22 protein-coding genes and 1 pseudogene are annotated in these 22,994 nt (G+C 65.4%); 8 read left to right on the top strand and 15 right to left on the bottom strand.

Annotated elements, in window-relative coordinates; genetic code table 11:
• Nucleotides 1–9 precede the first annotated feature (9 nt).
• From hydA to AX767_RS04515, 6 genes are all read left to right on the top strand, one after another.
• Complete coding sequence (gene hydA / locus AX767_RS04545) at nt 10–1,464, top strand: dihydropyrimidinase (RefSeq protein WP_068629021.1); 1,455 nt, start codon at nt 10–12, stop codon at nt 1,462–1,464.
• Nucleotides 1,465–1,692: 228 nt separating this feature from the next.
• On the top strand, nt 1,693–2,226 hold the full coding sequence (locus tag AX767_RS04540; RefSeq protein WP_237288550.1) for a GntR family transcriptional regulator: 534 nt from the start codon (nt 1,693–1,695) through the stop codon (nt 2,224–2,226).
• Nucleotides 2,226–3,410 (top strand): MFS transporter, encoded by a 1,185-nt coding sequence (locus AX767_RS04535; RefSeq protein ID WP_082754809.1) that lies wholly within the window; start codon nt 2,226–2,228, stop codon nt 3,408–3,410. The genes AX767_RS04540 and AX767_RS04535 overlap by 1 nt, the downstream gene beginning before the upstream one ends.
• 326 nt (nt 3,411–3,736) lie before the next feature.
• On the top strand, nt 3,737–4,180 hold the full coding sequence (locus AX767_RS04525) for a CBS domain-containing protein (protein WP_068633343.1): 444 nt from the start codon (nt 3,737–3,739) through the stop codon (nt 4,178–4,180).
• Between the two features lie 65 nt (nt 4,181–4,245).
• Nucleotides 4,246–4,680 carry an aldo/keto reductase gene (locus AX767_RS04520; RefSeq protein ID WP_237288549.1) on the top strand — a complete coding sequence of 145 codons (435 nt, stop codon included), beginning with the start codon at nt 4,246–4,248 and terminating at the stop codon, nt 4,678–4,680.
• A gap of 101 nt (nt 4,681–4,781) precedes the next feature.
• Nucleotides 4,782–4,964 carry a hypothetical protein gene (locus tag AX767_RS04515; RefSeq protein WP_068629015.1) on the top strand — a complete coding sequence of 61 codons (183 nt, stop codon included), beginning with the start codon at nt 4,782–4,784 and terminating at the stop codon, nt 4,962–4,964.
• 118 nt (nt 4,965–5,082) lie between these two features.
• On the opposite strand, the gene AX767_RS04510 is transcribed toward AX767_RS04515, so the two are convergent.
• Nucleotides 5,083–6,150, bottom strand: coding sequence for an NAD(P)-dependent alcohol dehydrogenase (locus AX767_RS04510; protein WP_068629012.1), 1,068 nt, complete (start codon nt 6,148–6,150; stop codon nt 5,083–5,085).
• Nucleotides 6,151–6,194: 44 nt separating this feature from the next.
• On the opposite strand from AX767_RS04510, the pseudogene AX767_RS20910 reads away from it, so the two are divergent.
• Nucleotides 6,195–7,274 (top strand): annotated as a pseudogene (locus tag AX767_RS20910) (MFS transporter); the annotation flags it as partial.
• A 189-nt stretch (nt 7,275–7,463) separates the two neighbouring features.
• Here AX767_RS20910 and AX767_RS04495 read toward each other — a convergent pair.
• The 14 genes from AX767_RS04495 to AX767_RS04430 all read right to left on the bottom strand — a co-directional run bounded on the left by AX767_RS04495 (nt 7,464) and on the right by AX767_RS04430 (nt 21,822).
• A complete protein-coding gene (locus AX767_RS04495; RefSeq protein ID WP_068629004.1) occupies nt 7,464–8,054 on the bottom strand; it encodes an NADPH-dependent FMN reductase in 591 nt (196 codons plus the stop codon).
• 20 nt (nt 8,055–8,074) lie between these two features.
• Complete coding sequence (locus AX767_RS04490; RefSeq protein ID WP_068629002.1) at nt 8,075–8,905, bottom strand: urease accessory protein UreD; 831 nt, start codon at nt 8,903–8,905, stop codon at nt 8,075–8,077.
• Between the two features lie 175 nt (nt 8,906–9,080).
• A complete protein-coding gene (locus AX767_RS04485) occupies nt 9,081–10,016 on the bottom strand; it encodes an SMP-30/gluconolactonase/LRE family protein (RefSeq protein WP_068629001.1) in 936 nt (311 codons plus the stop codon).
• Nucleotides 10,017–10,041: 25 nt separating this feature from the next.
• The gene (locus tag AX767_RS04480) at nt 10,042–11,022 is read right to left on the bottom strand and encodes an ABC transporter permease (protein WP_068628999.1); all 981 of its coding nucleotides are present in this window, start codon (nt 11,020–11,022) and stop codon (nt 10,042–10,044) included.
• Nucleotides 11,019–12,005, bottom strand: coding sequence for an ABC transporter permease (locus AX767_RS04475; protein ID WP_068628997.1), 987 nt, complete (start codon nt 12,003–12,005; stop codon nt 11,019–11,021). The genes AX767_RS04480 and AX767_RS04475 overlap by 4 nt, the downstream gene beginning before the upstream one ends.
• Entirely contained in the window at nt 12,002–13,519 is a 1,518-nt protein-coding gene (locus AX767_RS04470) for a sugar ABC transporter ATP-binding protein (protein ID WP_068628995.1), read from the bottom strand. Before AX767_RS04470 ends, AX767_RS04475 begins: the two co-directional genes overlap by 4 nt.
• 9 nt (nt 13,520–13,528) lie before the next feature.
• Nucleotides 13,529–14,653, bottom strand: coding sequence for a sugar ABC transporter substrate-binding protein (locus tag AX767_RS04465; RefSeq protein WP_068628993.1), 1,125 nt, complete (start codon nt 14,651–14,653; stop codon nt 13,529–13,531).
• 178 nt (nt 14,654–14,831) lie between these two features.
• The gene (locus tag AX767_RS04460; protein WP_068628991.1) at nt 14,832–16,268 is read right to left on the bottom strand and encodes an aldehyde dehydrogenase family protein; all 1,437 of its coding nucleotides are present in this window, start codon (nt 16,266–16,268) and stop codon (nt 14,832–14,834) included.
• A 10-nt stretch (nt 16,269–16,278) separates the two neighbouring features.
• The gene (locus AX767_RS04455; RefSeq protein WP_068628989.1) at nt 16,279–17,205 is read right to left on the bottom strand and encodes a dihydrodipicolinate synthase family protein; all 927 of its coding nucleotides are present in this window, start codon (nt 17,203–17,205) and stop codon (nt 16,279–16,281) included.
• A 43-nt stretch (nt 17,206–17,248) separates the two neighbouring features.
• Nucleotides 17,249–18,823 carry a UxaA family hydrolase gene (locus AX767_RS04450; RefSeq protein WP_068628987.1) on the bottom strand — a complete coding sequence of 525 codons (1,575 nt, stop codon included), beginning with the start codon at nt 18,821–18,823 and terminating at the stop codon, nt 17,249–17,251.
• A 23-nt stretch (nt 18,824–18,846) separates the two neighbouring features.
• On the bottom strand, nt 18,847–19,644 hold the full coding sequence (locus tag AX767_RS04445; protein ID WP_068628985.1) for a transporter substrate-binding domain-containing protein: 798 nt from the start codon (nt 19,642–19,644) through the stop codon (nt 18,847–18,849).
• Between the two features lie 51 nt (nt 19,645–19,695).
• Nucleotides 19,696–20,424: an amino acid ABC transporter ATP-binding protein gene (locus AX767_RS04440; protein ID WP_068628983.1), complete on the bottom strand. Its 729-nt coding sequence runs from the start codon at nt 20,422–20,424 to the stop codon at nt 19,696–19,698.
• 41 nt (nt 20,425–20,465) lie between these two features.
• Nucleotides 20,466–21,110 carry an amino acid ABC transporter permease gene (locus tag AX767_RS04435; RefSeq protein WP_068628981.1) on the bottom strand — a complete coding sequence of 215 codons (645 nt, stop codon included), beginning with the start codon at nt 21,108–21,110 and terminating at the stop codon, nt 20,466–20,468.
• A gap of 28 nt (nt 21,111–21,138) precedes the next feature.
• Nucleotides 21,139–21,822, bottom strand: a complete 684-nt coding sequence (locus AX767_RS04430; RefSeq protein ID WP_068628979.1) for an amino acid ABC transporter permease — start codon at nt 21,820–21,822, stop codon at nt 21,139–21,141.
• A gap of 137 nt (nt 21,823–21,959) precedes the next feature.
• On the opposite strand from AX767_RS04430, the gene AX767_RS04425 reads away from it, so the two are divergent.
• Nucleotides 21,960–22,982, top strand: coding sequence for a GntR family transcriptional regulator (locus AX767_RS04425; protein ID WP_082755121.1), 1,023 nt, complete (start codon nt 21,960–21,962; stop codon nt 22,980–22,982).
• The last annotated feature ends 12 nt before the right edge of the window (nt 22,983–22,994 follow it).

Raw genomic sequence — 22,994 nt, 5'->3', positions numbered from 1 at the left:
ACCCATGCCATGACCCACTACGACCTGATCCTGCGCAACGCCGACATCGCCACCGTGGGCGACCGCTACACGGCCGACATCGGCGTGCGCGGCGGCCGCATCGTCGCCATCGCACAGGCGCTGGAAGGCGAGGCGAGCGAGACCCTTGATGCGGCGGGCCGGCTGGTCACGCCCGGCGGCGTCGACGGCCATGTGCACCTCGACCAGCCCACCAGCGACGGATCGAAATTCGCCGACGATTTCTTTACCGGCACCCGCTCCGCAGCCTGCGGCGGAACGACCACCGTGCTGCCCTTCGCGCTGCAGTTCAAGGGCCACAGCCTGCAGGAAGCGGTCGACGACTACCACCGGCGCGCCGAGGGCAAGGCGGTGATCGACTACGCCTTCCACCTGATCGTGTCCGACCCGACCAAGGACGTGACGCAACGCGAACTGCCCGCGCTGATCGAGCAGGGCTACACCTCGATCAAGGTCTACATGACCTACGACGACCTGAAGCTCGGCGACCGCCAGATCATCGAAGTGCTGGCGGCGGCGCGCAAGCACGGCGCCATGACCATGATCCACGCCGAGAACAGCGACTGCATCGCCTGGCTCACCGAGCAGCTGCTCGAAGCCGGCCTCACGGCGCCGCGCTATCACTCGTCGTCGCGCCCGATGGCGGTGGAGCGCGAAGCCACGCACCGCGCCATCGCGCTGGCGGAACTGCTCGACACGCCGATCCTGATCGTCCACGTGTCGGGCCGCGAAGCCATCGAGCAGATCCACTGGGCGCGCGGGCGCGGCCTGCCGGTGTTCGCCGAGACCTGTCCGCAGTACCTGTTCCTGAGCGCCGAAGACCTCGGCATCGACCCGGACCACCCGATGAAGGGCGCGGGCTGCATTTGCAGCCCGCCACCGCGCGACAAGGCGAACCAGCAGTTCGTGTGGAACGGGCTGTCGAGCGGTCTCTTCACCATCGTCTCGTCCGACCATGCGCCGTTCTCGATGGGCGGCGAGGGCGGCAAGCTCGCGGGCGGCGAGGAAGCGTCGTTCGACCGCATCCCCAACGGCGTGCCCGGCATCGAGACCCGGCTGCCGCTCCTGATGAGCGAAGGCGTACTCGCAGGGCGCATCGACATCCACCGCTTCGTCGAGCTCACGAGCACGCATCCGGCGCGCCTGTACGGGCTGTATCCGCGCAAGGGCACCATCGCGGTGGGCAGCGATGCCGACCTGGTGGTGTGGGACGTGTTCGAGCCCGGCCAGGCGCGCACGCTCACCAACACCATGCTGCACCACGCGGTCGACTACACGCCGTACGAAGGCATGCAGCTGCGCGCGTGGCCGGCGATCACGCTGTCGCGCGGGCGCACCGTGTGGGCGAACGGCGTCTTCGATGCGGCGCCGGGCTCGGGCGAGTTCCTGCCGTGCCTGCGGCCGCAAGTGCCGCGCAATGCGAGCCCGATCGGCAAATGGCTGTGAGCACGCAACGATGCAGGGTGTGCGCCTGCTAAGCTTTTTGCTTCCTCTCGCGCCACCGCTCCTCCGCATGCCCAGCCTCCCCAGTCCGGCCCAACCCGCCACCATCACCATCGCGCCGCTGGAGGTCCGTTCGGCCAGCCTGGCCGAACAAGCCTACGAGCGACTCCGTGGCCTTATCCTCGATCGCAAGATTCCGGCGGCAGCCCGCTGCAGGAAGGCAAGCTGGCCGTGGACCTGGGCATCTCTCGCACGCCGATGCGCGAGGCGCTCGTGCGGCTCGCCGGCGAAGGCCTGCTGGTGCGACGCACGCGACGCGCGCTCCTACGCGGTGCGCGCGCTCGCACGCGCGAGTATTTCGACTGCATGCGCGCACGCGAGGTGATCGAGTGCGAAGCCATCGCGCTGGCCGCCCCGAAGATCAGCGAAAGCGATCTCGACGCGCTGGCCGCCGAGATCGAGGCGCTCAACACCGGCGAACACGACGAACTCGAACACTGGCATTTCGACGACAAGCTGCACGTGATGATCGCCGCCGCCAGCGGCAACGTGGTGTTCCCGCGGCTGGTGGAAGAACTGCGCGTCAACGCGCGCCTGTTCCGGCTGCACAGCCCGCTTCATCGCAAGCAGGAAAACCACGACGAGCACGGCGAGATCGTGCGCGCGCTGCGTGCGCGCGATCCGGGCGCCGCCAGCAGCGCGATGCGCGAGCACCTGCGCCGGCTGCAGGACGACGTGAAGCGCTCGATCATGGGAGGCGAGTGATGGCGCCCGTGAACTTTCGCCGCGCGATGCTCGCGCTCGGCGTGGGCGGCTTCGCCATCGGCACCGGCGAGTTCGTGATCATGGGCTTGCTGCCCGAGGTCGCGAACGACATCGCCGTGAGCATTCCGCAGGCGGGCCACGTGATCAGCGCGTACGCACTCGGTGTTGTCATCGGCGCGCCGGTGCTCGCGGTGCTGGCCGCGGGCTGGCATCGTCGCGCGCTGCTCGTCGCGCTGATGGCCGTGTTCGCGACGGGCAACTTCGCGAGCGCGCTGGCGCCGGGCTATCTGTCGTTGAACGTGTTGCGCTTCATGACCGGGCTGCCGCATGGCACCTACTTCGGCGTGGCGGCGCTGGTCGCAGCCGCGCTGGCGCCGCCCGATCGGCGGGCGCGGGCCGTGGGGCTGGTCATGCTCGGGCTCACCGGCGCCACGCTCGTCGGCGTGCCGATCGCGGCATGGCTCGGCCAGCTCTTCGGCTGGCGCGCGGCCTTCGTCTTCGTCGGTGTCATCGCGCTGATCGCGGTCGTGCTGCTTCGGCGCGACATCCCCGACATGCCGGCCGCCGCCGGTGCCAGCCCGTGGCGCGAGCTCGGCGCGCTCAAGCGCAAGCAGGTGTGGTTCACGCTCGGCATCGGTGCCATCGGTTTCGGCGGCATGTTCTCGGTGTTCAGCTACATCAAGCCCACCTTGATCGAGGTGGCGGGCCTGCCGATCGGCGGCGTGCCGATCGTGCTGGCGCTGTTCGGCGTCGGCATGGTGGCGGGCAATCTGGTCGGCGCGCGCCTGGCCGACAAGTCGCTGACGCGCACGATCGGCGGGTTGCTCGTGTGGTCGATGCTGGTGCTGTCGGTGTTCACGTTCGCGGCGCACCACATCGTCACCGCGGCGATCAACGTGTTTCTCATCGGCACCATCGTCGCCATCGCGCCGGCGTTGCAGATTCGCCTGATGGACGTGGCGGGCGATGCGCAGACACTCGCCGCCGCACTCAACCATTCGGCCTTCAACATGGCCAACGCGCTGGGCGCCTGGCTCGGCGGTGTCGCGATCAGCGCGGGCCTCGGCTGGACGTCGACCGGCTGGGTCGGCGCGTTGCTCGCGATCGCGGGGCTCGGCGTGTTCGGCGCCTCGTTGCTGAGTGCGCGGGCCGATGCCAGCGCGCGGCGCGGCGCCATTGCATGACGGCCGACGGTCGCTCGCCCCACTGGCTTGGGGGCTGCCGCATCGGCGCGCGGGCGAGTGGGCGAGGAGGGCATGCCGATCTTCGCGCGCGCACGCACCTGGTCAGGGAAGCCGCGATCCGCGCGGGCAGTGCGGCCGGGCAGGTCGACCCGGAACGTTTCGACGCGGTCTTGCGGGCGAAGGGCTTGCCGGTGTGAGACTGCGGGCACGTTTCGCCAGCGCTGACTAAGATGGCCCGCTCACCCACAGCGAGCCTTCTTCATGACCATCCCAACCACCCGTCTGGCCGCACCGGCCTCACCGTGTCGAGGCTCGCACTCGGCACCATGACCTTCAAGGGCAACACCCTTTTCACCGTCACGCCCGATGAGCCTTTGTCGACCGCGGTGTCGGCCATGGCCGAAAAAGACATCGGCTCGCTCGTCGTCATGGAGCATGGCGACCTCGTTGGCATGCTGACTTTTCGCGAGGTGATCCTGGCGATCGTCGCCAACGGCGGCCAGCTCGGCGGTACCCAGGTGCGCAAGGCGATGGACGATGCGCCGGTCACCTGCACCGTCGAAACCGAGCTCGACGAAATCCGCCGCATCATGCTCGCGCGCCACGCCCGCTACATGCCGGTGATGGACCAGCGGATGTTGATGGGCGTGATCAGTTTCTACGACGTCGCCAAGGCGGTGGTCGACAGCCAGAATTTCGAGAACAAGATGCTCAAGGCCTACATCCGCGACTGGCCGGCCGAAGAAGAAGACACACCCGGCAAGAAGTAGCGACAGCGAAATCGAAAAAAAGGGCGCCGAACGGCGCCCTTTTCGCGTTCAGAGCGCCAGCAAGCTTGCTGTTCCGCGAGATCGAGCGCGAGCTGTTGCCGCTGGCCGATGAAGAGGGGCTCGGTGTGATTCCGTACAACCCGCTGGCCGGCGGCCTGCTGACCGGCAAGTACGCGGCCGGCGCGAAGCCCGAAGACAACACGCGCTTCACGCTCGGCACCGCCGGCAACATGTACCAGGACCGCTACTGGAACGACCGCAGCTTCGCCACCGTGACGCAGCTGCACAAGCTGGCCGACGAGGCCGGCGTGCCGCTCGCCACGCTGGCGGTCGCATGGGTCATGGCCAATCCGCTGATCACCGCGCCGCTGCTCGGCGCGAGCCGTCCCGAGCAACTCGACGCGACGCTGGCCGCCGCCGACTACACGCTCGATGCCGATCTGAAGAAACAGCTCGACGAGCTCACCGCCGAGTACCGCAAGGGTGACGCGCCGCGCTGAGGGCGCGCGTGGGCGTGCGCTGACAGGGCCTTGCGCCCTTTGCCGTACAGCGCGGCGAACGGCTCCGGCCACGCTGCAGGCAACCACAGGAGGCCTCGACCATGAACAGCAACCCCACCACTCCCGCGCCGTCGCAAGACGGCCGTGCCCAGGACGAGCCCGACATCACGCGCGAGGAATCCGTGCCGTCCGACGGCCAGGATCATGACGGCGAAAAAATGATGGAAGAGCTGGGCCGCGACAAGCCGGGCCAGCCCCTCGCGCCCATCGATGAGAAAGGTTGACGCCATGGCCACGCAACCTTCAGCCCCGCCAGAGCCCGTCGATCCGCTCAATCCGCCGCCCGTGCCGGTGACCGATCCGTCACCGGCACCGCTGCCGATGCGTTGAGCGGGCGGGCGCTCAGGCGGAGTGCGCCGCCTTCAGCGTCCCCATGTCGATCACGAAGCGGTACTTCACGTCGCTCTTCAACATGCGCTCATACGCGGTTTCGATCTGGTCGATCGCGATGGTTTCGATGTCCGCGAGGATCTGGTGCTCGGCGCAGAAGTCGAGCATTTCCTGCGTCTCTGCGATACCGCCGATGAGCGATCCGGCGAGGCGGCGGCGCTTCATGATGAGACCGAACACTGTCGGTGAGGGGTGCGGCGAAGCCGGCGCGCCGACGAGTGTCATGGTGCCGTCGAGCTTCAGCAGTTGCAGAAACGGATCGAGGTTGTGCGGCGCGGCCACGGTGTTGAGGATGAAGTCGAAGCTGTTGCGATGCGCTTTCATCTCGTCCGGGTTCTTCGAAACGACGACTTCCTTCGCGCCGAGCTTGAGCGCGTCGTCGCGCTTGCCCGGCGAGGTGGTGAAGAGCACCACGTGCGCGCCCATCGCGGCGGCGATCTTCACGCCCATGTGGCCCAGGCCGCCGAGCCCGACCACGCCGACCTTCTGGCCCGGACCCACGTCCCACTGGCGAAACGGCGAGTAGGTGGTGATGCCCGCACACAGCAGCGGCGCGACGGCAGCGAGGTCGGCCTCGGCGTGCGACACGCGCAGCACGAACTTCTCGTGCACCACGATGTGGTCGGAATAGCCGCCGAGGGTGTTGGCCTTGCCTTGCTGCTCGCGGCCGTTGTAGGTGTCGGTCATGCCGTTGTCGCAGTATTGCTCCAGGCCGTCGGCGCAGGGTTGGCAATGCTGGCAGCTGTCGACCATGCAGCCGACGCCGACGAAGTCGCCCACCTTGAACTTCGACACGCCGTCGCCGATGGCCGTGACGCGCCCGACGATCTCGTGGCCCGGCACGCAGGGGAACACCGTGTGGCCCCATTCGCCGCGCGCGGTGTGCAGGTCGGAGTGGCACACGCCGCAATGCAGGATGTCGATGGCCACGTCGCGCGCGAGTGGCGCGCGGCGTTCGAACGTGAAGGGCACCAGTGGTGTGGTGGCGGAATGGGCGGCGTAGGCGCGGGCCTGAGTCATGGCGGGTTCCCCTGTGAAAGCATGAATGAGGTCCACATGCTAAGGTGCCCGCGGCTCGGGTCGACCCGCACGCCCTTGCGAACGCCCTGTTCGCCTCACCCGAGACGCCTGCCGTGCCCCTTCCCCAAGCTCCTTCTCCCCGTGGCCTGACCACGGGCCTCACGCTCGTCTTCGCCGTGGCCTGCGGCCTGTGCGTCGCCAACATCTATTACGCGCAGCCGCTGATCGGTCCGATTTCTGCCGAACTCGGGCTGCACGCCGGCCTGGCCGGCTTGATCATGACTTTGACGCAGCTCGGCTACGGCGCTGGGCTGCTCCTGCTCGTGCCACTGGCCGACGTGGTGGAGAACCGGCGGCTGGTGGTCGGCGCGCTGGTCGGTGCGGTGTTGGGGCTGGTGGGCATCGCGCTCTCCGGGTCGGCCGTCACCTTCATGGCAGCCTCGTTCGTGGTGGGTCTGTGCGCCGTCGCGGCGCAGGTGCTGGTGCCCTTTGCGTCCCACCTGGCGCCGGAGGCGACGCGGGGCAAGGTGGTCGGCAACATCATGGCCGGGCTGGTCGGCGGGATCATGCTGGCGCGGCCGTTCTCGAGCCTCGTCGCGGCCGGCCTCGGCTGGCGCGCGGTGTTCTGGATTTCGGCGCTGATCATGGCCAGCCTGATCGTCGTGCTGTGGCGTGCCTTGCCGGACCGTCAGCCACACGGCTCCATCGGCTACGTGCGCACCATGGCTTCGTTGCCGGGGATGGTCTGGCGCACGCCTGTGCTGCGCCGCCGCGCGTTCTATCAGGGCACGATGTTCGCGGGCTTTCAGGCTTTCTGGACAGCGGTGCCGCTCGCGCTGGTGCACGAGTTCGGCTTGGGCCAGGGCGGCATCGCCGTGTTTGCGCTCGCGGGCGCCGCCGGTGCGTTGGCCGCGCCCTGGGCCGGCCGGCTGGCCGACCGCGGCCTCACGCGGCCCGCGACCGGCGCGGCGATGGTGATCGCCATCCTGTCGTTCGCGATCGGCGCGGTGTCGGTGCACTTCCACTCGCTGGCCGGCCTGGTGGTCGCGGGTGTGTTGCTCGATGCCGCGGTGCAGCTGGGCCAGGTGCTGAGCATCCGCAGCCTCTTCATGCTGGCGCCCGAACTGCGCGGCCGGCTGAACGGGCTCTACATGACCTTCGTGTTCCTCTGCGCAGCCGTAGCGTCTGGCCTGGCCGCGCGGTGTACGCGTTTCACGGATGGACCGCCCTCAGCTTGCTGGGCGGCGGCTTCATCGCGCTTGGCTTGCTGCTGTACTCACCGAATTTCGCGGGCGCACGGCGCTCGCGGCCGCTCAGTAGGGCGGTGCCCGGCGCGCGCGTTGGGCGCGTGCGGCTTCGGTCCACCAGGCCAGGTCGTCGGCGAATCGGCCGAACGACTTGTCGAGCGATTGGCCCGGTGCGCCGACCGGCTGCGCCTGGTCGTCGAGCGTTTGCGAAATCGGGCCGACCGCGAGGGTGCTCGACACCACGACCATGCCCATCTCCGAAAGGATCGAATGCCACGCCGTGCCGGAGCGCACGCCCGAGAAACGGCCTGCGGAATAGCTGGCGATCGCGGCGGGCCGCCAGAACCACTCTTCGAGAAAGTGGTCGGTCAGGTTCTTCAGGCCCGGTTGCGGTCCCCAGTTGTATTCCCCGGTGATGAAGACGAACGCGTCGGCACCGATGATTTTTTGCGCCAACGCCTCCATCGCCGCGGGCGCGGTGCCCTTGGGATATTCCTTGTACATGCGGTCGAGCATCGGCAGGTCGACGGCCTTGGCGTCGACCAGTTCCGCCTCGGCGCCGCGCGCCTTCAGGCCCGCGACGACGTAGTCGGCGAGCCGCACGCCCATCCGGTCGGACCGGTACGAGCCGTAGAAAACCAGAATCTTGTCGCTCATGTTTGTTCCTTTGCTTTGATCTACATGGCCCAGATGCGCGGTGGCGCCGCGCTCAGTGACCACAGTTCGGCACGCCATGCGGTCCACACCTGCCGCAGCAACTGCATCGCGGGCTCGACCACGGGCGCCAGCACGCGCAGCACGATCACTTCGGGTTGCGGACTGGTCGCGCCTGCGCTCTCGCACAGCGCGTGCGCTTCGAGCAAGCCACGCGCGATGTCGAGCAGTGCATCGCGCCGCGCCTTTGCGATCGGCGAGCCCGCCACGAAGAAGAGCGACGCAATGCAGCGTTGGCCCGCCAGACCGATCGGGCTTTGCAGCAAACGATGGTCGGCGGCGTCGATGCGTCCGCGCTCCAGCCACACGCCCGGCACCTCGATGTGCTGCAGCAGCGTGCCGCGCTCGAAGGGCAGGTTGGCGTTGGGCAGACCCAGCGCCGTGATGTCCCAGCCGATGAGTTCGGCGCCGGGCTCGGCGTGGACCGTGATGCGGTTCTCGGCCAGACATCCGCTGTAGCAGATGGCTTCGAGCGGCAGCCACTCGAGCCGCGCACCGGCCGCCAGCCGGATCTTCGTGCGCTGCAGCGCGAGTTCGCCTTCGGAGCGATAGAAGCGCGAGGCGCCGGGCGTCGTGACGAGGCCATGGCTTCCGGCGGCGGCTTCGATGGCGATGTCGAGCGTGTCGCCGCCGACCAGGCCGCCCGGCGGATGCACCAGCACGTTGTGGCAGACCGCATCGCCCTCGGGATAAAGGCTCTGCAGGATGCGCAGCGGCCCGTCGTGCTTGAAGCGTGCGACGGTGCGGTCGGATTCGTTTTGATAGGCGAGGTGAAGGCGTGCGTGCCAGGGCATTCTGCAAGTGTAAGGACTGAGTCACCCCGGGATTCGAGGATGCCGCCTGGTTCAAGTCATGCCGCCGTCGTGGCGGACTGACTGGCGAATTGCCGCTAAGCGGTTGCCTCAGCTTCTCCAGGCGGGATGGAGTCGATGGGTTTGAGCGGTGCGATTCGACAACTCGTTTGGCCGATCACATGAACCGGGATCGGGAAGCTGCGCGTGCATTGAGATACACCGAATAGAGCGACGTCGTCGCACAGATGAACAGGCGGTTGCTCTTCGCTCCCCCGAAACAAACATTCGCGGCGGCCTCGGGTAAGAGAATCTTTCCAATCAATCGCCCCTGGGGAGTCACGCAGTGGACGCCATCTCCGGCACTCGTCCAGATATTGCCCGACGCGTCAATGCGAAATCCGTCGAACAAGCCGTTGCTGGACTCGACAAAGACTTCTCCACCATCGAGTCCGCGTCCATCGGCTCGAACGTTGAATCTGCGGATATGCCGCGGGCCGTTGGGCACGTGAGTCGCGCCGGTATCGGCCACGTAGAGCAATTGCTCGTCCGGGGAGAACGCCAAGCCGTTGGGTTGTATGAAGCCGTCGGCCACCAAGGCGACATGGCTGTTTTCGGGATCGATCCGATACAGGCATCGCGCATAGATCTCAGTGGGAGCAGCATCGCCTTCGTAGTCGCTATCGATGCCGTAGCTGGGGTCGGTGAACCAGATGCTTCCGTCGGATTTGACCACCACATCGTTTGGTGAGTTGAGTCGTTTGCCGTCGTAGTGCGAAGCCAGGATGGTGCGGCTGCCATCGTGCTCGGTACGCGATACGCACCGTCCGCGATGCTCGCACGACACCAGCCGACCCTGCAGATCGACCGTGTTCCCGTTGGCATTCAGCGCGGGCTGTCGAAAGACCGACACCGACCCGTCCGTTTCGTCCCAGCGCAAGATGCGATCGTTCGGTATATCCGACCACACCAGATATCGCCCCGCCGCGAACCACGCCGGCCCTTCGGCCCACCGGCAGCCCGTATAGAGCTTCTCTACATTGACATTCGGAAAGACCAGGCCACGAAAAATTGGATCGATTACCTCGAAAGAAGATGTCAGTTGCAGCGTCATCCCATGCTCCGGTTGTCTGATGCGTTCATGCCGAGTGGTGCCGATCGCGACCGTAGACGAGCAACATTGCAATGATCACCACGCCGTAGGTGACTTGGCGTCCCATCTCCGAGATCTGCATGACCGAGAGGATCGATTGCAGCAGTGTGATCATGACGACACCCACCACAGTCCCCAGATAGGCTCCCTTCCCGCCGAGGATGCGCGTACCTCCCAATACCACGGCCGCGATCGCAGGAAGCTGATATGCGTCGCCCATGGCTTGGTAAGCCTTGGTGGAATAGCCAGTGAGCAGAACGCCTGCGGCGGCCGAGCAGGCGCCGGCAATCACGAAGCAAAGCAACGTGATCCGTCGCGTATCGACACCGGACAGATAAGCGGCGCGCTCACGGTTGCCGATGGCGTACACCGAACGTCCGAACGTGGTGCGGTGCAGCAGGAAGAAAGTCGCTGCACCGATCGCCGCCCAGACCCACAGTGCATTCGGTATGCCGAACACGGCACGGCCGGTTGCCAGCAAATGCATTGCGGGCGTCGCCCGGTCCTGCGGCGCAAAACCGCCAGTCTGGAGAACGATCAATCCCTGCGCGACGGCGTTGATTCCTAGCGTAAAGATCATGGACGGCACGCGAAGATAAGCCACGCCGATGCCATTCACAAGGCCCAGCGCAGCGCCACAAAGGATGCCAAAGGGAATTGCGAACCATGCGCCAGTTTCGCCCCACCATCCGGCAGCAGCAGCAGACATCATGCCGCCGACAGTGACAAGCCAGGGCACCGAGAGATCGATGGCTCCGAGCAGGATGACGAGCATGGCGCCCGTTGCAATCACGCCGAGGAACGAGGCGATCTGCAACTGCATGAGCAGGTAGTCGGCGGAGAGAAAGTTTTTCGAATAGAGACTGCCGACCAGAAGCATCGCTACCGTGCAGACTGCACCTGCCGCGACCGGGAAGTGGTCCGAACTCCGCAGCCGACTTGAAAGGGTTGTCACGGCGGCGGTCATTTGTAGATCTCCAGGCGATTGCGCAGTTTGAACAGCCCGAACGCGCCGAAGCTGACGGCGGCCAGCAGGACCAGGCCCTGGAATAGCGGTTGCCAAAGAGGTTCGAGGTCGAAGACGAACAGAAGGTCGCCAATGGTGCGCAGCGCGAAGGCGCCGAAGATCGAACCTACAGCGCTGCCGCTGCCGCCCGCCAGAACCGCGCCTCCAATGACCACGGCTGCGATGGAATTCAACGTGTAGACGCTGCCGATCGCTGATGATGCTTCGCCTGAGTACGTCACGAAAGTCAGCAGCACGCCACCCGTCGCGGCCAACAGTCCTGCCAGCGAATAGGTCACGATTCTGGTACGTCCGACAGAGACGCCCGACATGTATGTCGCGGCCTCCGATGAGCCGACGGCGAGCGCCGACCGACCCAGTGCCGATCTTCGATACGGCACCCAGACCACGAGCACGACGACAAGCAGCACGACCAGCATGGAAGGCACCCCACCTGGAAGCGTGCCTGTGAGTGCATCGGCGACGTCAGGTTGAACTTCGCCGCCCGGTACCGGCCGCAGTCCGAGCGCCAGACCGTAGTAGATGCTGCCGGTGGCAAGCGTGGCGATGATGGGCTGCAGTCGTCCGTAAACGATGATCGCACCATTGATGAATCCGCACAGCGCACCCATCATCAGCACACCCACCGCGCCAAGCGCAGCCTGCGCCGGTGTTCCCACGACCCAGTGCGATGACAGGCAGTTCGCAAGAACGAACACCATGCCCACCGAGAGGTCGATGCCGCCCGTCAGAACGACCAGTGTCTGTGCCATCGCCACAACCGCGAGCAACACGCCTTTGTTCGCGGCGGTCGTGAGGACCGCCGAAGTCCATCCCATCTGGTGCTTGCCGATATAGATTGCAAAGATGACAACGAAGAGACCCGCGGCCACCAACGTCGCGCGATGCTCTCTCAGCAAGTAGTACGCATCACTCTGTTTCATACGGTTTCCTCGGAAAGGTTGAGGGCGCTTGACACGAGCGCCCGCTCGGTCAGTTGCTCGCCCGCGAGCCAGCGCACTACGCGCCCATCGAAGAACACGGCGACACGGTCGCAGCAGCCGATCAGTTCGGCATAGTCGGTCGAATACAAAAGGATGGCGGTGCCCGCGTCGGCAAGTTGACGCAGCAGCAGATAGATCTCCTGCTTGGTGCCGACGTCGATGCCGCGTGTAGGGTCACTCAATAACAGGACACGCGGCGCGTTCAGAAGCCACTTTCCGATCACGACCTTCTGCTGGTTTCCTCCCGACAGCGTGCCGACGGGTACCGAGGAATTCGACACCTTGATCGATAGTCGCTTCACCATCGTGGCCACGGCTGCGGATTCCTTGTCGCGGTCCAACACGCCCCTCCGGCTGAACCGCTTCAGCGATGCATAGCCCAGGTTGTCACCCACCGACATGGGGAGCATCAGGCCGTCGGTTTTGCGATCTTCCGGCACGAGAGCGATGGCAAGTTCATCGCATTTCGCGTGCCCCGGATTGCGAATGGAAACCGGCTTCCCGTCCACGAGAATCTGGCCCTCCACGCCACGCAGAACACCGAACAACGCCAGAAAAAACTCACGCTGCCCTTGACCGTCGAGGCCGCCCAGGCCCACGATCTCGCCCGGACTGACCGAAAGATCGACGCCGTGAAGCCGATTGTTCCAGCTGAGGCCGCGCGTTTCGAGTGCGGGCCGGCGCAGCGCATCGGGCGTCGGCGTGGTCTTGGGCGGATACACATGCTTGATGTCGCGGCCAATCATCATCTCTACCATCTGCGCGTTGCTGCACGTCCCGGCTTCAAAAGTCGCGACATGACTTCCATTGCGAAATACCGAACAGTCGTCGGCCAGTTCCGCGATTTCATTCATGCGGTGCGAGATGTAGACGATGGCCATGCCTTCATTGCGAAGTCGCTTGAGCAACTCGAAGACGCGCAATACGTCGGCCGCAGTCAGTGCCGATGTCGCTTCGTCGAGGATCAGGATCTTGGGCTTTCGCGCCAACGCCTTCGCGATCTCCACCATCTGCCGCCGCGACAACGTCAGGTCCCCGACCGGCGCCATGGGGTGAATGTCCTCCGCCCCAGCTCGCGCGAGCGCCTCTTCGGCAATCCGCCGTTGCGCGACGCGATCGACAAGCCCGAACCGTGTCGGTGGATCGGTGATGCAGATGTTGTCGGCGACGCTCAAACTCGGCATCAACGAAAGCTCCTGAAATATGCAGGCGATACCTGCTGCCACCGCTTCCTTGGGATGGCCAAACTGGCGGTCACGGCCTTCCAGCACGATACGACCGGCGTCTGGCTGCACCACGCCGGTCATGATCTTGATCAGCGTGGACTTGCCGGCCCCGTTTTCTCCGAGCAGTGCATGGATGCGACCCGCCGCGCAGGAGAACTGAGCGCGCTCCAGCGCGCGGACGCCCCCGTATTTCTTGGCAATATCGACGAGTTGAAGGATGGGTGACATGCCGCCCTTTCAATTGTTCTTCTCGTCCTTGGACATGATGTCCTTGGCCGTCAGGGTCACGTCACAGGCCGGAAATTCGTTGGCGGTGAAGAAGTTGTCGGTCAGATCAGGGTAGTAGTTCTCGCCTGCCTTGAAGTTCGGGTGACTGACCTGGGGAATCGGCACCGAGATCATCTGCGGCATCACCTTGCCCTGCAGTGCAGAAATGGCGGCCTTCATCGAAATGGCAACCAGTCCCGGCGACTGACCGATCGAAGCACAAAGCAGTCCGTCCTTGGCGTTGGCAACGCAGAGCTTTCGGAAACCGTTCTCATCGGCTCCGGCGACTGGAATCATCGGGTGCTTGGCATCGATCAGCGCACGCACGGCGCCGGTCGAACCCGCCTGGACGAACATGCCATCGAATTTCTTGTGCACCGAGACGGCATCGGCCACCGCCTTTTGCGCGGTTCCGTCGTCCCAGTTGCCGACGACCTCCACGACTTCGAACTTGTTGCCCGGTGCCTCCACCACTGTGCGGAATCCATCGTGTCGATCCCGATCCACCGAGTTGCCCGCGAGTCCACGCACCTCCAGAAGCTTGCCGCTCTTGCCCTTGAGGTTATTCGTCAACCACTCCCCTGACAGTGTGCCGATGCGGTGCTGGTCTTCGTTGACCATCATGACCTGATCCGTGTCGAGCACGTTGTCGAAAGGCACAACCACGATGCCGGCTGCGTTGGCGCGCCGGATGACTGGCGCGAAAGCAGCGGGATTGACGGCCAGCGTGACGATCGCGTCGTAGCCCGAATTGATGAAGTTGTCCATCGCAGCGATTTGTGCGGCCACGTCGGTACCCGTCGAGACGATCTTGAACTCCTTGATCTGGGACTTCATCTCGGGAGTTGCTGCATAGGCTTTGGCCATTTTGATCATCTGGATGCGCCAGGTGTTTCCAACGAAGCCATTGGCAAGTGCAATGCGATACGGACCTTTTTTGGCCGGCCACTGAAAGTATTTGGTCTTGGCGTCCCAGGGCTTGAAGCAGCCCGGGTTTTCGCCGGGACCGTTGACGACTGCGGGACCGGCGGCATGTACTGCGAATGAACTCGCAAGGGCGATAGCGGCTGCAGCGATGTGGAAATGACGGGTCATGATGTCTCCTGGTTTGAATTGATTCTGAGAAAGTCACTACGAGAAGGGGTCTTGCTAACCGCGCCTTACCCCTGCATCAGGCGCATGTGGTTGTTGCAGGTCGCGATCGCACATTGACCTTTGGTGCGTGCATCCGTTTTGAGCTTGCTGATCGGGTGGGAGACTGCTTGTGTTGTCTTCAGGCCAGCGTGTACGCCGTCTTCACCACCGTGAAGAACTCCTGCGCGTACTTGCCCTGCTCGCGCGGGCCGTAGCTCGAGCCCTTGCGCCCGCCAAAGGGCACGTGGTAGTCCACCCCCGCCGTCGGCAGGTTCACCATCACCATGCCCGCCTGGCTGTGGCGCTTGAAGTGCGTCGCGTACTTCAGGCTGGTCGTCGCGATGCCCGCCGACAGGCCAAACTCCGTGTCGTTAGCCGTGGCCAGCGCCTCTTCGTAGTCCTTCACGCGGATCACGCTGGCCACCGGGCCGAACACCTCTTCGCGGTTGATGCGCGCGGCCTTGTCGGTGTCCACCAGCAGCGCCGGCGACATGTAGAAGCCGTCGGTGTCCAGCTTCAGGCGCTGGCCGCCGATGGCGAGCGTGCCGCCCTCGTCCTGGCCGATCTTCACGTACGCCAGATCCTGGTCGAGCTGGCTCTGGCTGGAGACCGGGCCGATGTCCGTGCCTTGCACCAGGGCATCGCCCACCTTGATCTTCTCCATGCGCGCCTTCATCGCTTCGATGAACTTGGGGTAGATGGCGTTGGTGACGATCAAGCGGCTCGACGCGGTGCAGCGCTGGCCGGTGGAATAGAAGGCGCTCTGCACGCTCAGTTCCACCGCCTGGTTCAGGTCGGCGTCGTCCAGGATCACCTGTGGGTTCTTGCCGCCCATCTCCAGCTGCACTTTCTTCTGGTTGGTCACACACCGGACGCCGATGGCGCGACCCACGCCGACCGAGCCGGTGAAGCTGATGGCGTGGATGCCGGGGTGCTCGACCAGCGCATTGCCGATGACGCTGCCGCGGCCCATCACCAGGTTGAAGACGCCCGCGGGGATGCCCGAGCGGCTGATGATCTCGGCCAGGGCCCAGGCCGAGCCGGGAACGAGGTCGGCGGGCTTGAGCACGACGCAATTGCCGAAGGCCAGGGCCGGCGCGATCTTCCAGGCCGGAATCGCGATGGGGAAGTTCCACGGCGTGATCAGGCCGACGACGCCGACAGGTTCGCGCGTGATCTCCACGCCGATGTTCGGGCGCACCGACGGAATGATCTCGCCGGCCAGGCGCAGGCATTCACCGGCGAAGAACTTGAAGATCTGGCCGGCGCGGGTCGCCTCGCCGATGCCTTCGGCGCGGGTCTTGCCTTCTTCGCGCGCCAGCAGCGTGCCCAGCTCTTCCTTGCGCGCCAGGATCTCGGTGGCGATCTTGTCGAGCGCGTCGGAGCGCATCTGGATGCCGCTGGTGGACCAGGCGGGGAACGCAGCCGTCGCGGCGGCCACGGCCGCATCGACCTGGGCGGCATCGCCCTGCGTGTACTCGGCGATGGTGTCGCCCAGGTTCGACGGGTTCAGGTTCGGGCTGTAGCTCGCGCCCTTCTTCCATTCGCCGCCGATCAGGTTGTCGTGTTGTTGCATGTCGCTTCCTTTATTTGCCCCAGCGCAGCACGAGCGGATCGAGCCGCCTGGCTGTCGCGATCAGTCCCTTGCGCACCTCGGGGTGCATCGCCGGCCACGGATGGCGCGGCGCCTCGCAGGCGATCACGCCACCTTCCTTCATGAGCGCCTTGGCCGCGAGAAAGCCGGCCTGCCGGTTCTCGACGTTGATCAGTGGCAGCCAGCGCTGGTACAGCGCGAAGGCCTGGTCCATGTCGCCGGCGCGGTGCGCCTCGATGATCGGGCGGATGCCGTCGGCGAAGGCGCCGCCCGTCATCGCACCGGTGGCACCCGCGTCCAGGTCGGGCAGCAGCGTGATCGCTTCCTCGCCGTCCCAGGGCCCTTCGATGGCTTCGCCGCCCAGGCGGATCAGCTCGCGCAGCTTGCTGGCCGCACCGGGCGTCTCGATCTTGAAGTAGCTGACCTGCTCGATCTCTTTCGCCATCTTCGCGAGGAAGGCGGCGGAGAGCACCGTGCCGCTGGCCGGCGCGTCCTGCACCATGATCGGGATCGACACCGCATCGGACAGCCGCGCATAGAACTCGAAGGTCTGCGCCTCGGGCACGCGGAAGGTGGCGCCGTGGTAAGGCGGCATCACCATCAGCATGGCCGCGCCCATGCCCTGCGCGCGGCGGCTGCGCTCGGCGCAGACGGTGGTGCCGAAGTGCGTGGTCGTCACGATCACCGGCACGCGGCCGGCGATGTGTTCGAGGGCGGTGCGGGTCAGCACTTCGCGCTCGTCGTCCGACAGCAGGAACTGCTCGGAGAAGTTGGCCAGGATGCAGATGCCGTCGACGCCGGAGTCGATCATGAAGTCGAAGCAGCGCTTCTGGCTCGCGAGATCGAGCGCGCCGGATTCGGTGAAGGTGGTGGGCGCGACCGGGTAGATGCCGCGGTAGCGGGGAGCGGAGAGGGTCATGGGGAAAAACAGTGGTGCGAATGTTGGGAAGGTGGGACTGGATTTAGGTGATCACGCTGATCTGCCACGGGACGAACTCGTTTTGCCCATAGCCATGCAGTTCGCTGCGCGAGGGCTGGCCGGAGGCCGTGGCGAGCAGCATGCGGAACAGCCGCTCGCCCAGCTCGGCGATGCTGCGCGTGCCGTCGAGCACCTCGCCGCAGTTCAGGTCCATGTCGTCGGACTGGCGCTCCCACAGGGCGGTGTTGGTCGCCAGCTTGAACGATGGCGAGGGTGCACAGCCGTAGGCCGATCCGCGCCCTGTGGTGAAGCAGATCAGGTTGGCGCCGCCGGCCACTTGTCCCGTGGCGGAGATCGGGTCGTAGCCGGGCGTGTCCATGAACACCAGCCCGTGCGCGCGCACCGGCTGCGCGTACTCGTAGACATCGACCAGGTTGGTCGAGCCCGCCTTGGCGATACCGCCCAGAGACTTCTCCAGCACGGTGGTCAGGCCGCCAGCCTTGTTGCCGGAGGATGGGTTGTTGTCCATCGCGGCGCCGTTGCGCGCGCAGTAGGCCTCCCACCAGCGGATGCGCGCCACCAGCTTGTGGCCGATGTCGGCGGATTCTGCGCGGCGCGTCAGCAGATGCTCGGCCCCGTAGATCTCCGGCGTCTCGCTCAGGATGGCGGTGCCGCCATGCGCCACGAGCAGGTCCACTGCAGCGCCGAGCACCGGGTTGGCCGAGATGCCGGAGTAACCGTCGGAGCCGCCGCACTGCAGGCCGATCACCAGATGGCTAGCCGGCACGGTCTGCCGCTTCACGTCGTTGGCCTGCGGCAGCATTGCCTTGATCTGCTCGATGCCGTGCGCGATGGTCCGCGTGGTGCCGCCCGTGTCCTGGATCGTGAAGCTGCGCAGGCGTGCGCTGTCGCTGAGGCCCTGCGTGGCGAGCAGCTTCGGAATCTGGTTGGTCTCGCAGCCGAGGCCGATCACCAGCACGCCTGCGAAGTTGGGGTGGCAGGCATAGCCGCCGAGGGTTCGCTGCAGGATGGCCAGGCCTTCGCCCTCGGGGTCGACTGCGCAACCGGCGCCGTGCGTGAGTGCGACCACGCCGTCGACGTTGGGAAAAGCCGCGAGCATCTCGGGATGGATGTCGCGCCGGAAGTGGTCGGCGATGGCGCGCGCCACCGTGGCCGAGCAGTTGACCGAGGTCAGGATGCCGATGTAGTTGCGCGTGGCCACGCGTCCGTCCTCGCGAACGATGCCCTGGAAGGTCGCCGGAGCCTCGGCGCGGGGCGCAGGCCTGGCATCGACCGCATGCGCATAGTCGCGCGTGAAGTCGCCCATGGCGAGGTTGTGCGTGTGCACATGCTGTCCGGCACGGATCGGCTGGCTGGCGAAGCCGATGATCTGGCCGTAGCGGCGCACTGCGGCGCCTGTTTCTACTGCCCGTGTCGCGAGCTTGTGGCCCGGTGGCACCAGACCGGAAACGGTGACGCCTTCGCTCGCGATATGCGTGCCCGAGACCAGCTGGTCGAGCGAGATCACGACATCGTCCTGCGGATGCAGGCGGATCACGCGGGCGTGCGGCCGCAGCGGCGGTTGCGTGATGGGCTTCTCTTCAATGGGAGTCAACATGGGCGCGCTTTCCGTGGTGGCAATTACTTCAACATCTCGGGCGGCAGCGACATGCCGAAGTAGCGGGTGTAGATCTCGTTGAACTTGCCGTTCTTGAGGTTGGCCTTCACCCAGGTGTCAAGCCAGGCCTTGAGGGCGACGTCGTCCTTGCGCAAGCCGATGCCGTAGGGGTAGGACTTCATCGTGAACTTCACGACGATGTCGCGCGACGGGTTGCTCTTCTTCACAGCCGGAATCACGCTGGGCGCGGCTGCCAGATAGTCTTGCTGGCCCGTGGCCAGGGCGGTGTTGGTGGTGGCATCGTCCTCGTAGCGAACGATGGTGACGCCGGCCACTTCCTTGCTGCCGCGTGTCAGCTCCTGGTCGCTGGTGGTGCCGCGTGTCACGGCCACGGTCTTGCCGCTCAGGTCGGCGAAGCTCGCGAGCTTTGCGGCGGCGGGGCCACCGATCACTACGGGGACGACGCCGTAGGGCTCGGAAAAGTCGATGACCTTCTTGCGCTCGTCGGTGATAGAAAACGATGCCATCACCACATCGGCCTTGCGGCTCAATAGGAAAGGAACACGGTTCGGGCCATTCACAGGCACGATCTCCAGTTCCACGCCCAGATCCTTGGCAAGCAGGCGTGCCGCCTCGACATCCGAGCCCGATTGCTGGGCCTGTTGGTCCAGCATGCCGTAGGGCGGAGCGCCGATGTCCACGGCGATCAGGATCTTCTTGCGTTGCTTGATGGTGTCGAGGGTGTCGGCAGACGCGCTGGCGGACACGCCGAGCAGCAGCGCGGAAACCAGCAGGGCGATCTGGCGGCGGTTGAAAATCATGGGTGTGTCTCCGTGGGGTTTTTGATGTGAAAGCGGGAAAGAGAAAAGGCGTCAGAGACCGCTACCGACGAACTGCTGCAGCTCGGGCGTGGCCGGTTGCGTGAGCAGGTCGCCACGGCCGCATTCCCAGACGATGCCCTGGTGCATGAACATGATCTGGTCGGCCACGGAGCGCGCGAACGCCATCTCGTGCGTGACCAGCACCATCGTCATGCCGTCCTCGGCCAGACCTTCGATGACGCGCAGCACCTCACCGGTCAGTTCCGGGTCGAGCGCCGAAGTCACCTCGTCGAACAACATCAGCTTCGGCTGCATCGCCAGTGAGCGGGCGATCGCGGCGCGCTGTTGCTGACCGCCTGAGAGCTGTTCGGGGTAGTAGCCGGCGCGCTCGTGCAGTCCGACCTTGTGCAGGACGTGCATGGCGAGCTCCTCGGCCTCCTTGCGCGGCACGCCCTTGACCTTGCGCGGAGCGAGCGTGATGTTCTGTAGCACCGTGAGGTGCGGGAACAGGTTGTAGCTCTGGAAGACGATGCCGACTTCCTGGCGCAGCGTCAGCAGATCGACGCCGGCGCCGTGCATGGCGCGGCCGCACACGTGCAACTCGCCGCCCTGGATCGTTTCCAGACCGTTGATGCAGCGCAGCGCCGTCGTCTTGCCCGAGCCGCTGCGGCCGATCAACGCGACCACCTCGCCGCGGCCGACCGAGAAGCTCACGCCCTTGAGAATCGGCGTGGGGCCATAGGATTTGCAGACCTTGTCGAACTTGACGATTTCGTCCATCACTTGGGGCTCCGTTGTTTGAGGGTTCGACGGTGAAGCAATCAACGCCGCGCCATTCGCTTTTCGAGTCGGTACGAGAGCGACGACAGCGGATAGCAGATGGCGAAATAGATCAGTGCCGCCACGCTGAACACGAGGAAGGGCTTGAAGGTCGAGTTGTTGACGACCTTCGACGAATAGGTGAGATCGAAGAAGCCGATCACCACCGCGTACGAGGAGTTCTTGACGATCTGCACCAGGAAGCCCACGGTGGGCGCGATCGCGACGCGGGTCGCCTGCGGCAGGATCACGTAGACGATGCGCTGCAGCGGGCGGAGCGCCAGGCATTCGGCCGCTTCCCACTGGGTGCGCGATACGGCCTCGATGCAGCCCTTCCAGATCTCGCCGAGATAGGCGCTCGAATAGGCCGTCATGGCGATGGCCGCGGCCACCAACGCCGGTACTTCGAAGCCCGCGATGCTGATGCCGAAATAGCAGAGGAACATCACGACCGGCAGCGGAATGCCCTGGATCAACTGCACATAAGCCCCTGACAGGAGGCGCAGCACTCGCCCGCCGCGAGCACGGGCCAGCGCCAGGGGCAGGCCCACCAAGGCCCCGCCCGCGAACCCCATGGCCGAGAGCACCAGGGTCCAGCCCGCACCCTTGAAGATGAAGCCGAGTTGACTGATCGAGATGCCGTCCATCTTTTTTTCCTTGGAAAGTCGAGTCGACTCAGAGCGGCGTCTTGAGCCTGCGTCGGCGGGTGAAGGCCAAGGCGGCGACACCGGCCATCGAAAGTCGGAGTAGCCATGACATCAAGAGATAGAGCACGGCGATCACGAGGTAGATCTCGAATCCACGGAAGGTCTCGGACTGGATTGCGTAGCCGGCTGCAGTGAGTTCCTCGGCCGAGATCTGCGACATGATCGACGTCGCCAGCATCATCAGGACGAATTGGCTGATCAGCGCGGGGTACATGCGTTCGACCGCCTGCGGCAGGATCACGAGGCGCAGCATCGTCCAGCGTGACATGCCCAGACACGACGCCGCCTCGAGTTGTCCGCGTGGGATCGATTCGATGCCTGCTCGCACGATTTCCGTGGTGTAGGCCGACACGTTGATCGTCAGCGCGATGACCGCGGCGGCCATTGCCGGCACACGGATCTGCAGTGCGGCAAGACCGAAAAATAGCCAAAAAGCCTGGATCACCAGCGGTGTGTTGCGGATCAGGTCCACGTATCCCGTGACCAAGCGGCTTGCCCATGGCGGCCCTTGCGTGCGGACCACCGCCAATGCGACGCCAGCAAGGAAGCCGAACAGAATCGTCGCGACCGACATGCGCAGCGTCAGCAGCATGCCGTCACGCAGTGCTTGCCAGTGCGTCGACAGAAAGCTGAAGTCGAAGTCGTAATTCATATAAATAATGACCAGTGCGGACGGAAGTCAATGTAAACGACTAATGCCGGCAGTAAGCACTATGGTTTTCCCTGATCGGAGTTGTCGAAGCGGCGGGCCGACTTACCATCGATCGATTGAACAAAGGATTCGACGAAGTGACGCTGGAACCCGAGGAATCAGTCCCCGACGAACGTGCCGACGGCGATCGCCGGCTGCGCTCGCCGATCCACGCACGTGTCAAGAGGGTGTTGAGCGACGCCATCTCGTGCGGCTCCATTCCGCAGGGCGCCGTGCTGCTGGAAGGCCACGTGGCCGACATCCTCGGCGTGACGCGCACGCCCGTGCGCCAGGCACTGCAGGCACTGGATTTCGAGGGGCTGGTGAGCCGGTTCGAGGGACGCGGCATGCTGGCCGGGCCCGCCGGGGTGCTCCCCTCCCGCGTGACGCTGACCGCCGCCATGCTGGGGCATGGCGACAGTGCAGCGCCGGTGCGCAACGCGCCGGGCTGGGAATCGATCTACCAGCAGGTGGAGCAGGACGTCGTGCATTTGTCGGTGTTCGATCGCTGTCGTATCAACGAACTCGAACTGGCGCGGCATTTCAACGTGGGACGGACAGTGGCGCGCGACGTGCTTCTCCGATTGGAGGGGCTCGGGCTGATCGAAAAGGACGAACGCCTGCGCTGGGCTGTCTTGCCGCTGGAGGGCGAGCGCATCCGCCATCTGTACGAACTGCGCTGGCTGCTGGAGCCCGCGGCGCTGCGCGTCGCAGCCCTCGCCGCGCCGAAGGGCGAGGCCGAGGCCATGGTCCACCGCCTGCGCAAGGCCATGAAGGCCTATCCGAAGGTTTCGCGCGCGGAGATGGACAGTCTGGAGCACGATCTGCACGTCGCGTTCCTGGCGCATTGCCGGAACCAGCCGCTGCTCGACAGCCTGCAGCGGACCCGTTGCATCCTGACGCTCAGCAAGCACGTGCTCGGCGGTGCCGCGCCGATGCCGCGGCGCGACCCTTTCATGGCCGAGCACCTTGCCGTGTTCCAGGCGCTGGCGGGGGGTGACATCGGCGCTGCCGAAGCGGCGCTGCGGACGCACCTGGAAAACTCCTGCCTGAAGGTCACTCAGCGTGCCGAGCTCGTGCGCAGCACATTGGCGCGTCCGAACGTTTCGTATATCGGCTGAGAGAAGGCAGGG

The sequence above is a fragment of the Variovorax sp. PAMC 28711 genome (genome assembly GCF_001577265.1).
Lineage (GTDB): Bacteria > Pseudomonadota > Gammaproteobacteria > Burkholderiales > Burkholderiaceae_C > Variovorax.
This window is presented reverse-complemented; position numbering and strand designations above follow the sequence as displayed.

What these genes read in the sequence shown, in the direction of transcription:
- AX767_RS04460 (WP_068628991.1), bottom strand. Translation starts at nt 16,268, where the DNA reads ATGCAACAACACGACAACCTGATCGGCGGCGAATGGAAGAAGGGCGCG.
- AX767_RS04480 (WP_068628999.1), bottom strand. Translation starts at nt 11,022, where the DNA reads ATGACCGCCGCCGTGACAACCCTTTCAAGTCGGCTGCGGAGTTCGGAC.
- AX767_RS04445 (WP_068628985.1), bottom strand. Translation starts at nt 19,644, where the DNA reads ATGATTTTCAACCGCCGCCAGATCGCCCTGCTGGTTTCCGCGCTGCTG.
- AX767_RS04430 (WP_068628979.1), bottom strand. Translation starts at nt 21,822, where the DNA reads ATGAATTACGACTTCGACTTCAGCTTTCTGTCGACGCACTGGCAAGCA.
- AX767_RS04470 (WP_068628995.1), bottom strand. Translation starts at nt 13,519, where the DNA reads ATGTCACCCATCCTTCAACTCGTCGATATTGCCAAGAAATACGGGGGC.
- AX767_RS04475 (WP_068628997.1), bottom strand. Translation starts at nt 12,005, where the DNA reads ATGAAACAGAGTGATGCGTACTACTTGCTGAGAGAGCATCGCGCGACG.
- AX767_RS04455 (WP_068628989.1), bottom strand. Translation starts at nt 17,205, where the DNA reads ATGACCCTCTCCGCTCCCCGCTACCGCGGCATCTACCCGGTCGCGCCC.
- AX767_RS04535 (WP_082754809.1), top strand. Translation starts at nt 2,226, where the DNA reads ATGGCGCCCGTGAACTTTCGCCGCGCGATGCTCGCGCTCGGCGTGGGC.
- AX767_RS04465 (WP_068628993.1), bottom strand. Translation starts at nt 14,653, where the DNA reads ATGACCCGTCATTTCCACATCGCTGCAGCCGCTATCGCCCTTGCGAGT.
- AX767_RS04525 (WP_068633343.1), top strand. Translation starts at nt 3,737, where the DNA reads ATGACCTTCAAGGGCAACACCCTTTTCACCGTCACGCCCGATGAGCCT.
- AX767_RS04485 (WP_068629001.1), bottom strand. Translation starts at nt 10,016, where the DNA reads ATGACGCTGCAACTGACATCTTCTTTCGAGGTAATCGATCCAATTTTT.
- AX767_RS04450 (WP_068628987.1), bottom strand. Translation starts at nt 18,823, where the DNA reads ATGTTGACTCCCATTGAAGAGAAGCCCATCACGCAACCGCCGCTGCGG.
- AX767_RS04435 (WP_068628981.1), bottom strand. Translation starts at nt 21,110, where the DNA reads ATGGACGGCATCTCGATCAGTCAACTCGGCTTCATCTTCAAGGGTGCG.
- hydA (WP_068629021.1), top strand. Translation starts at nt 10, where the DNA reads ATGACCCACTACGACCTGATCCTGCGCAACGCCGACATCGCCACCGTG.
- AX767_RS04510 (WP_068629012.1), bottom strand. Translation starts at nt 6,150, where the DNA reads ATGACTCAGGCCCGCGCCTACGCCGCCCATTCCGCCACCACACCACTG.
- AX767_RS04440 (WP_068628983.1), bottom strand. Translation starts at nt 20,424, where the DNA reads ATGGACGAAATCGTCAAGTTCGACAAGGTCTGCAAATCCTATGGCCCC.
- AX767_RS04490 (WP_068629002.1), bottom strand. Translation starts at nt 8,905, where the DNA reads ATGCCCTGGCACGCACGCCTTCACCTCGCCTATCAAAACGAATCCGAC.
- AX767_RS04495 (WP_068629004.1), bottom strand. Translation starts at nt 8,054, where the DNA reads ATGAGCGACAAGATTCTGGTTTTCTACGGCTCGTACCGGTCCGACCGG.
- AX767_RS04515 (WP_068629015.1), top strand. Translation starts at nt 4,782, where the DNA reads ATGAACAGCAACCCCACCACTCCCGCGCCGTCGCAAGACGGCCGTGCC.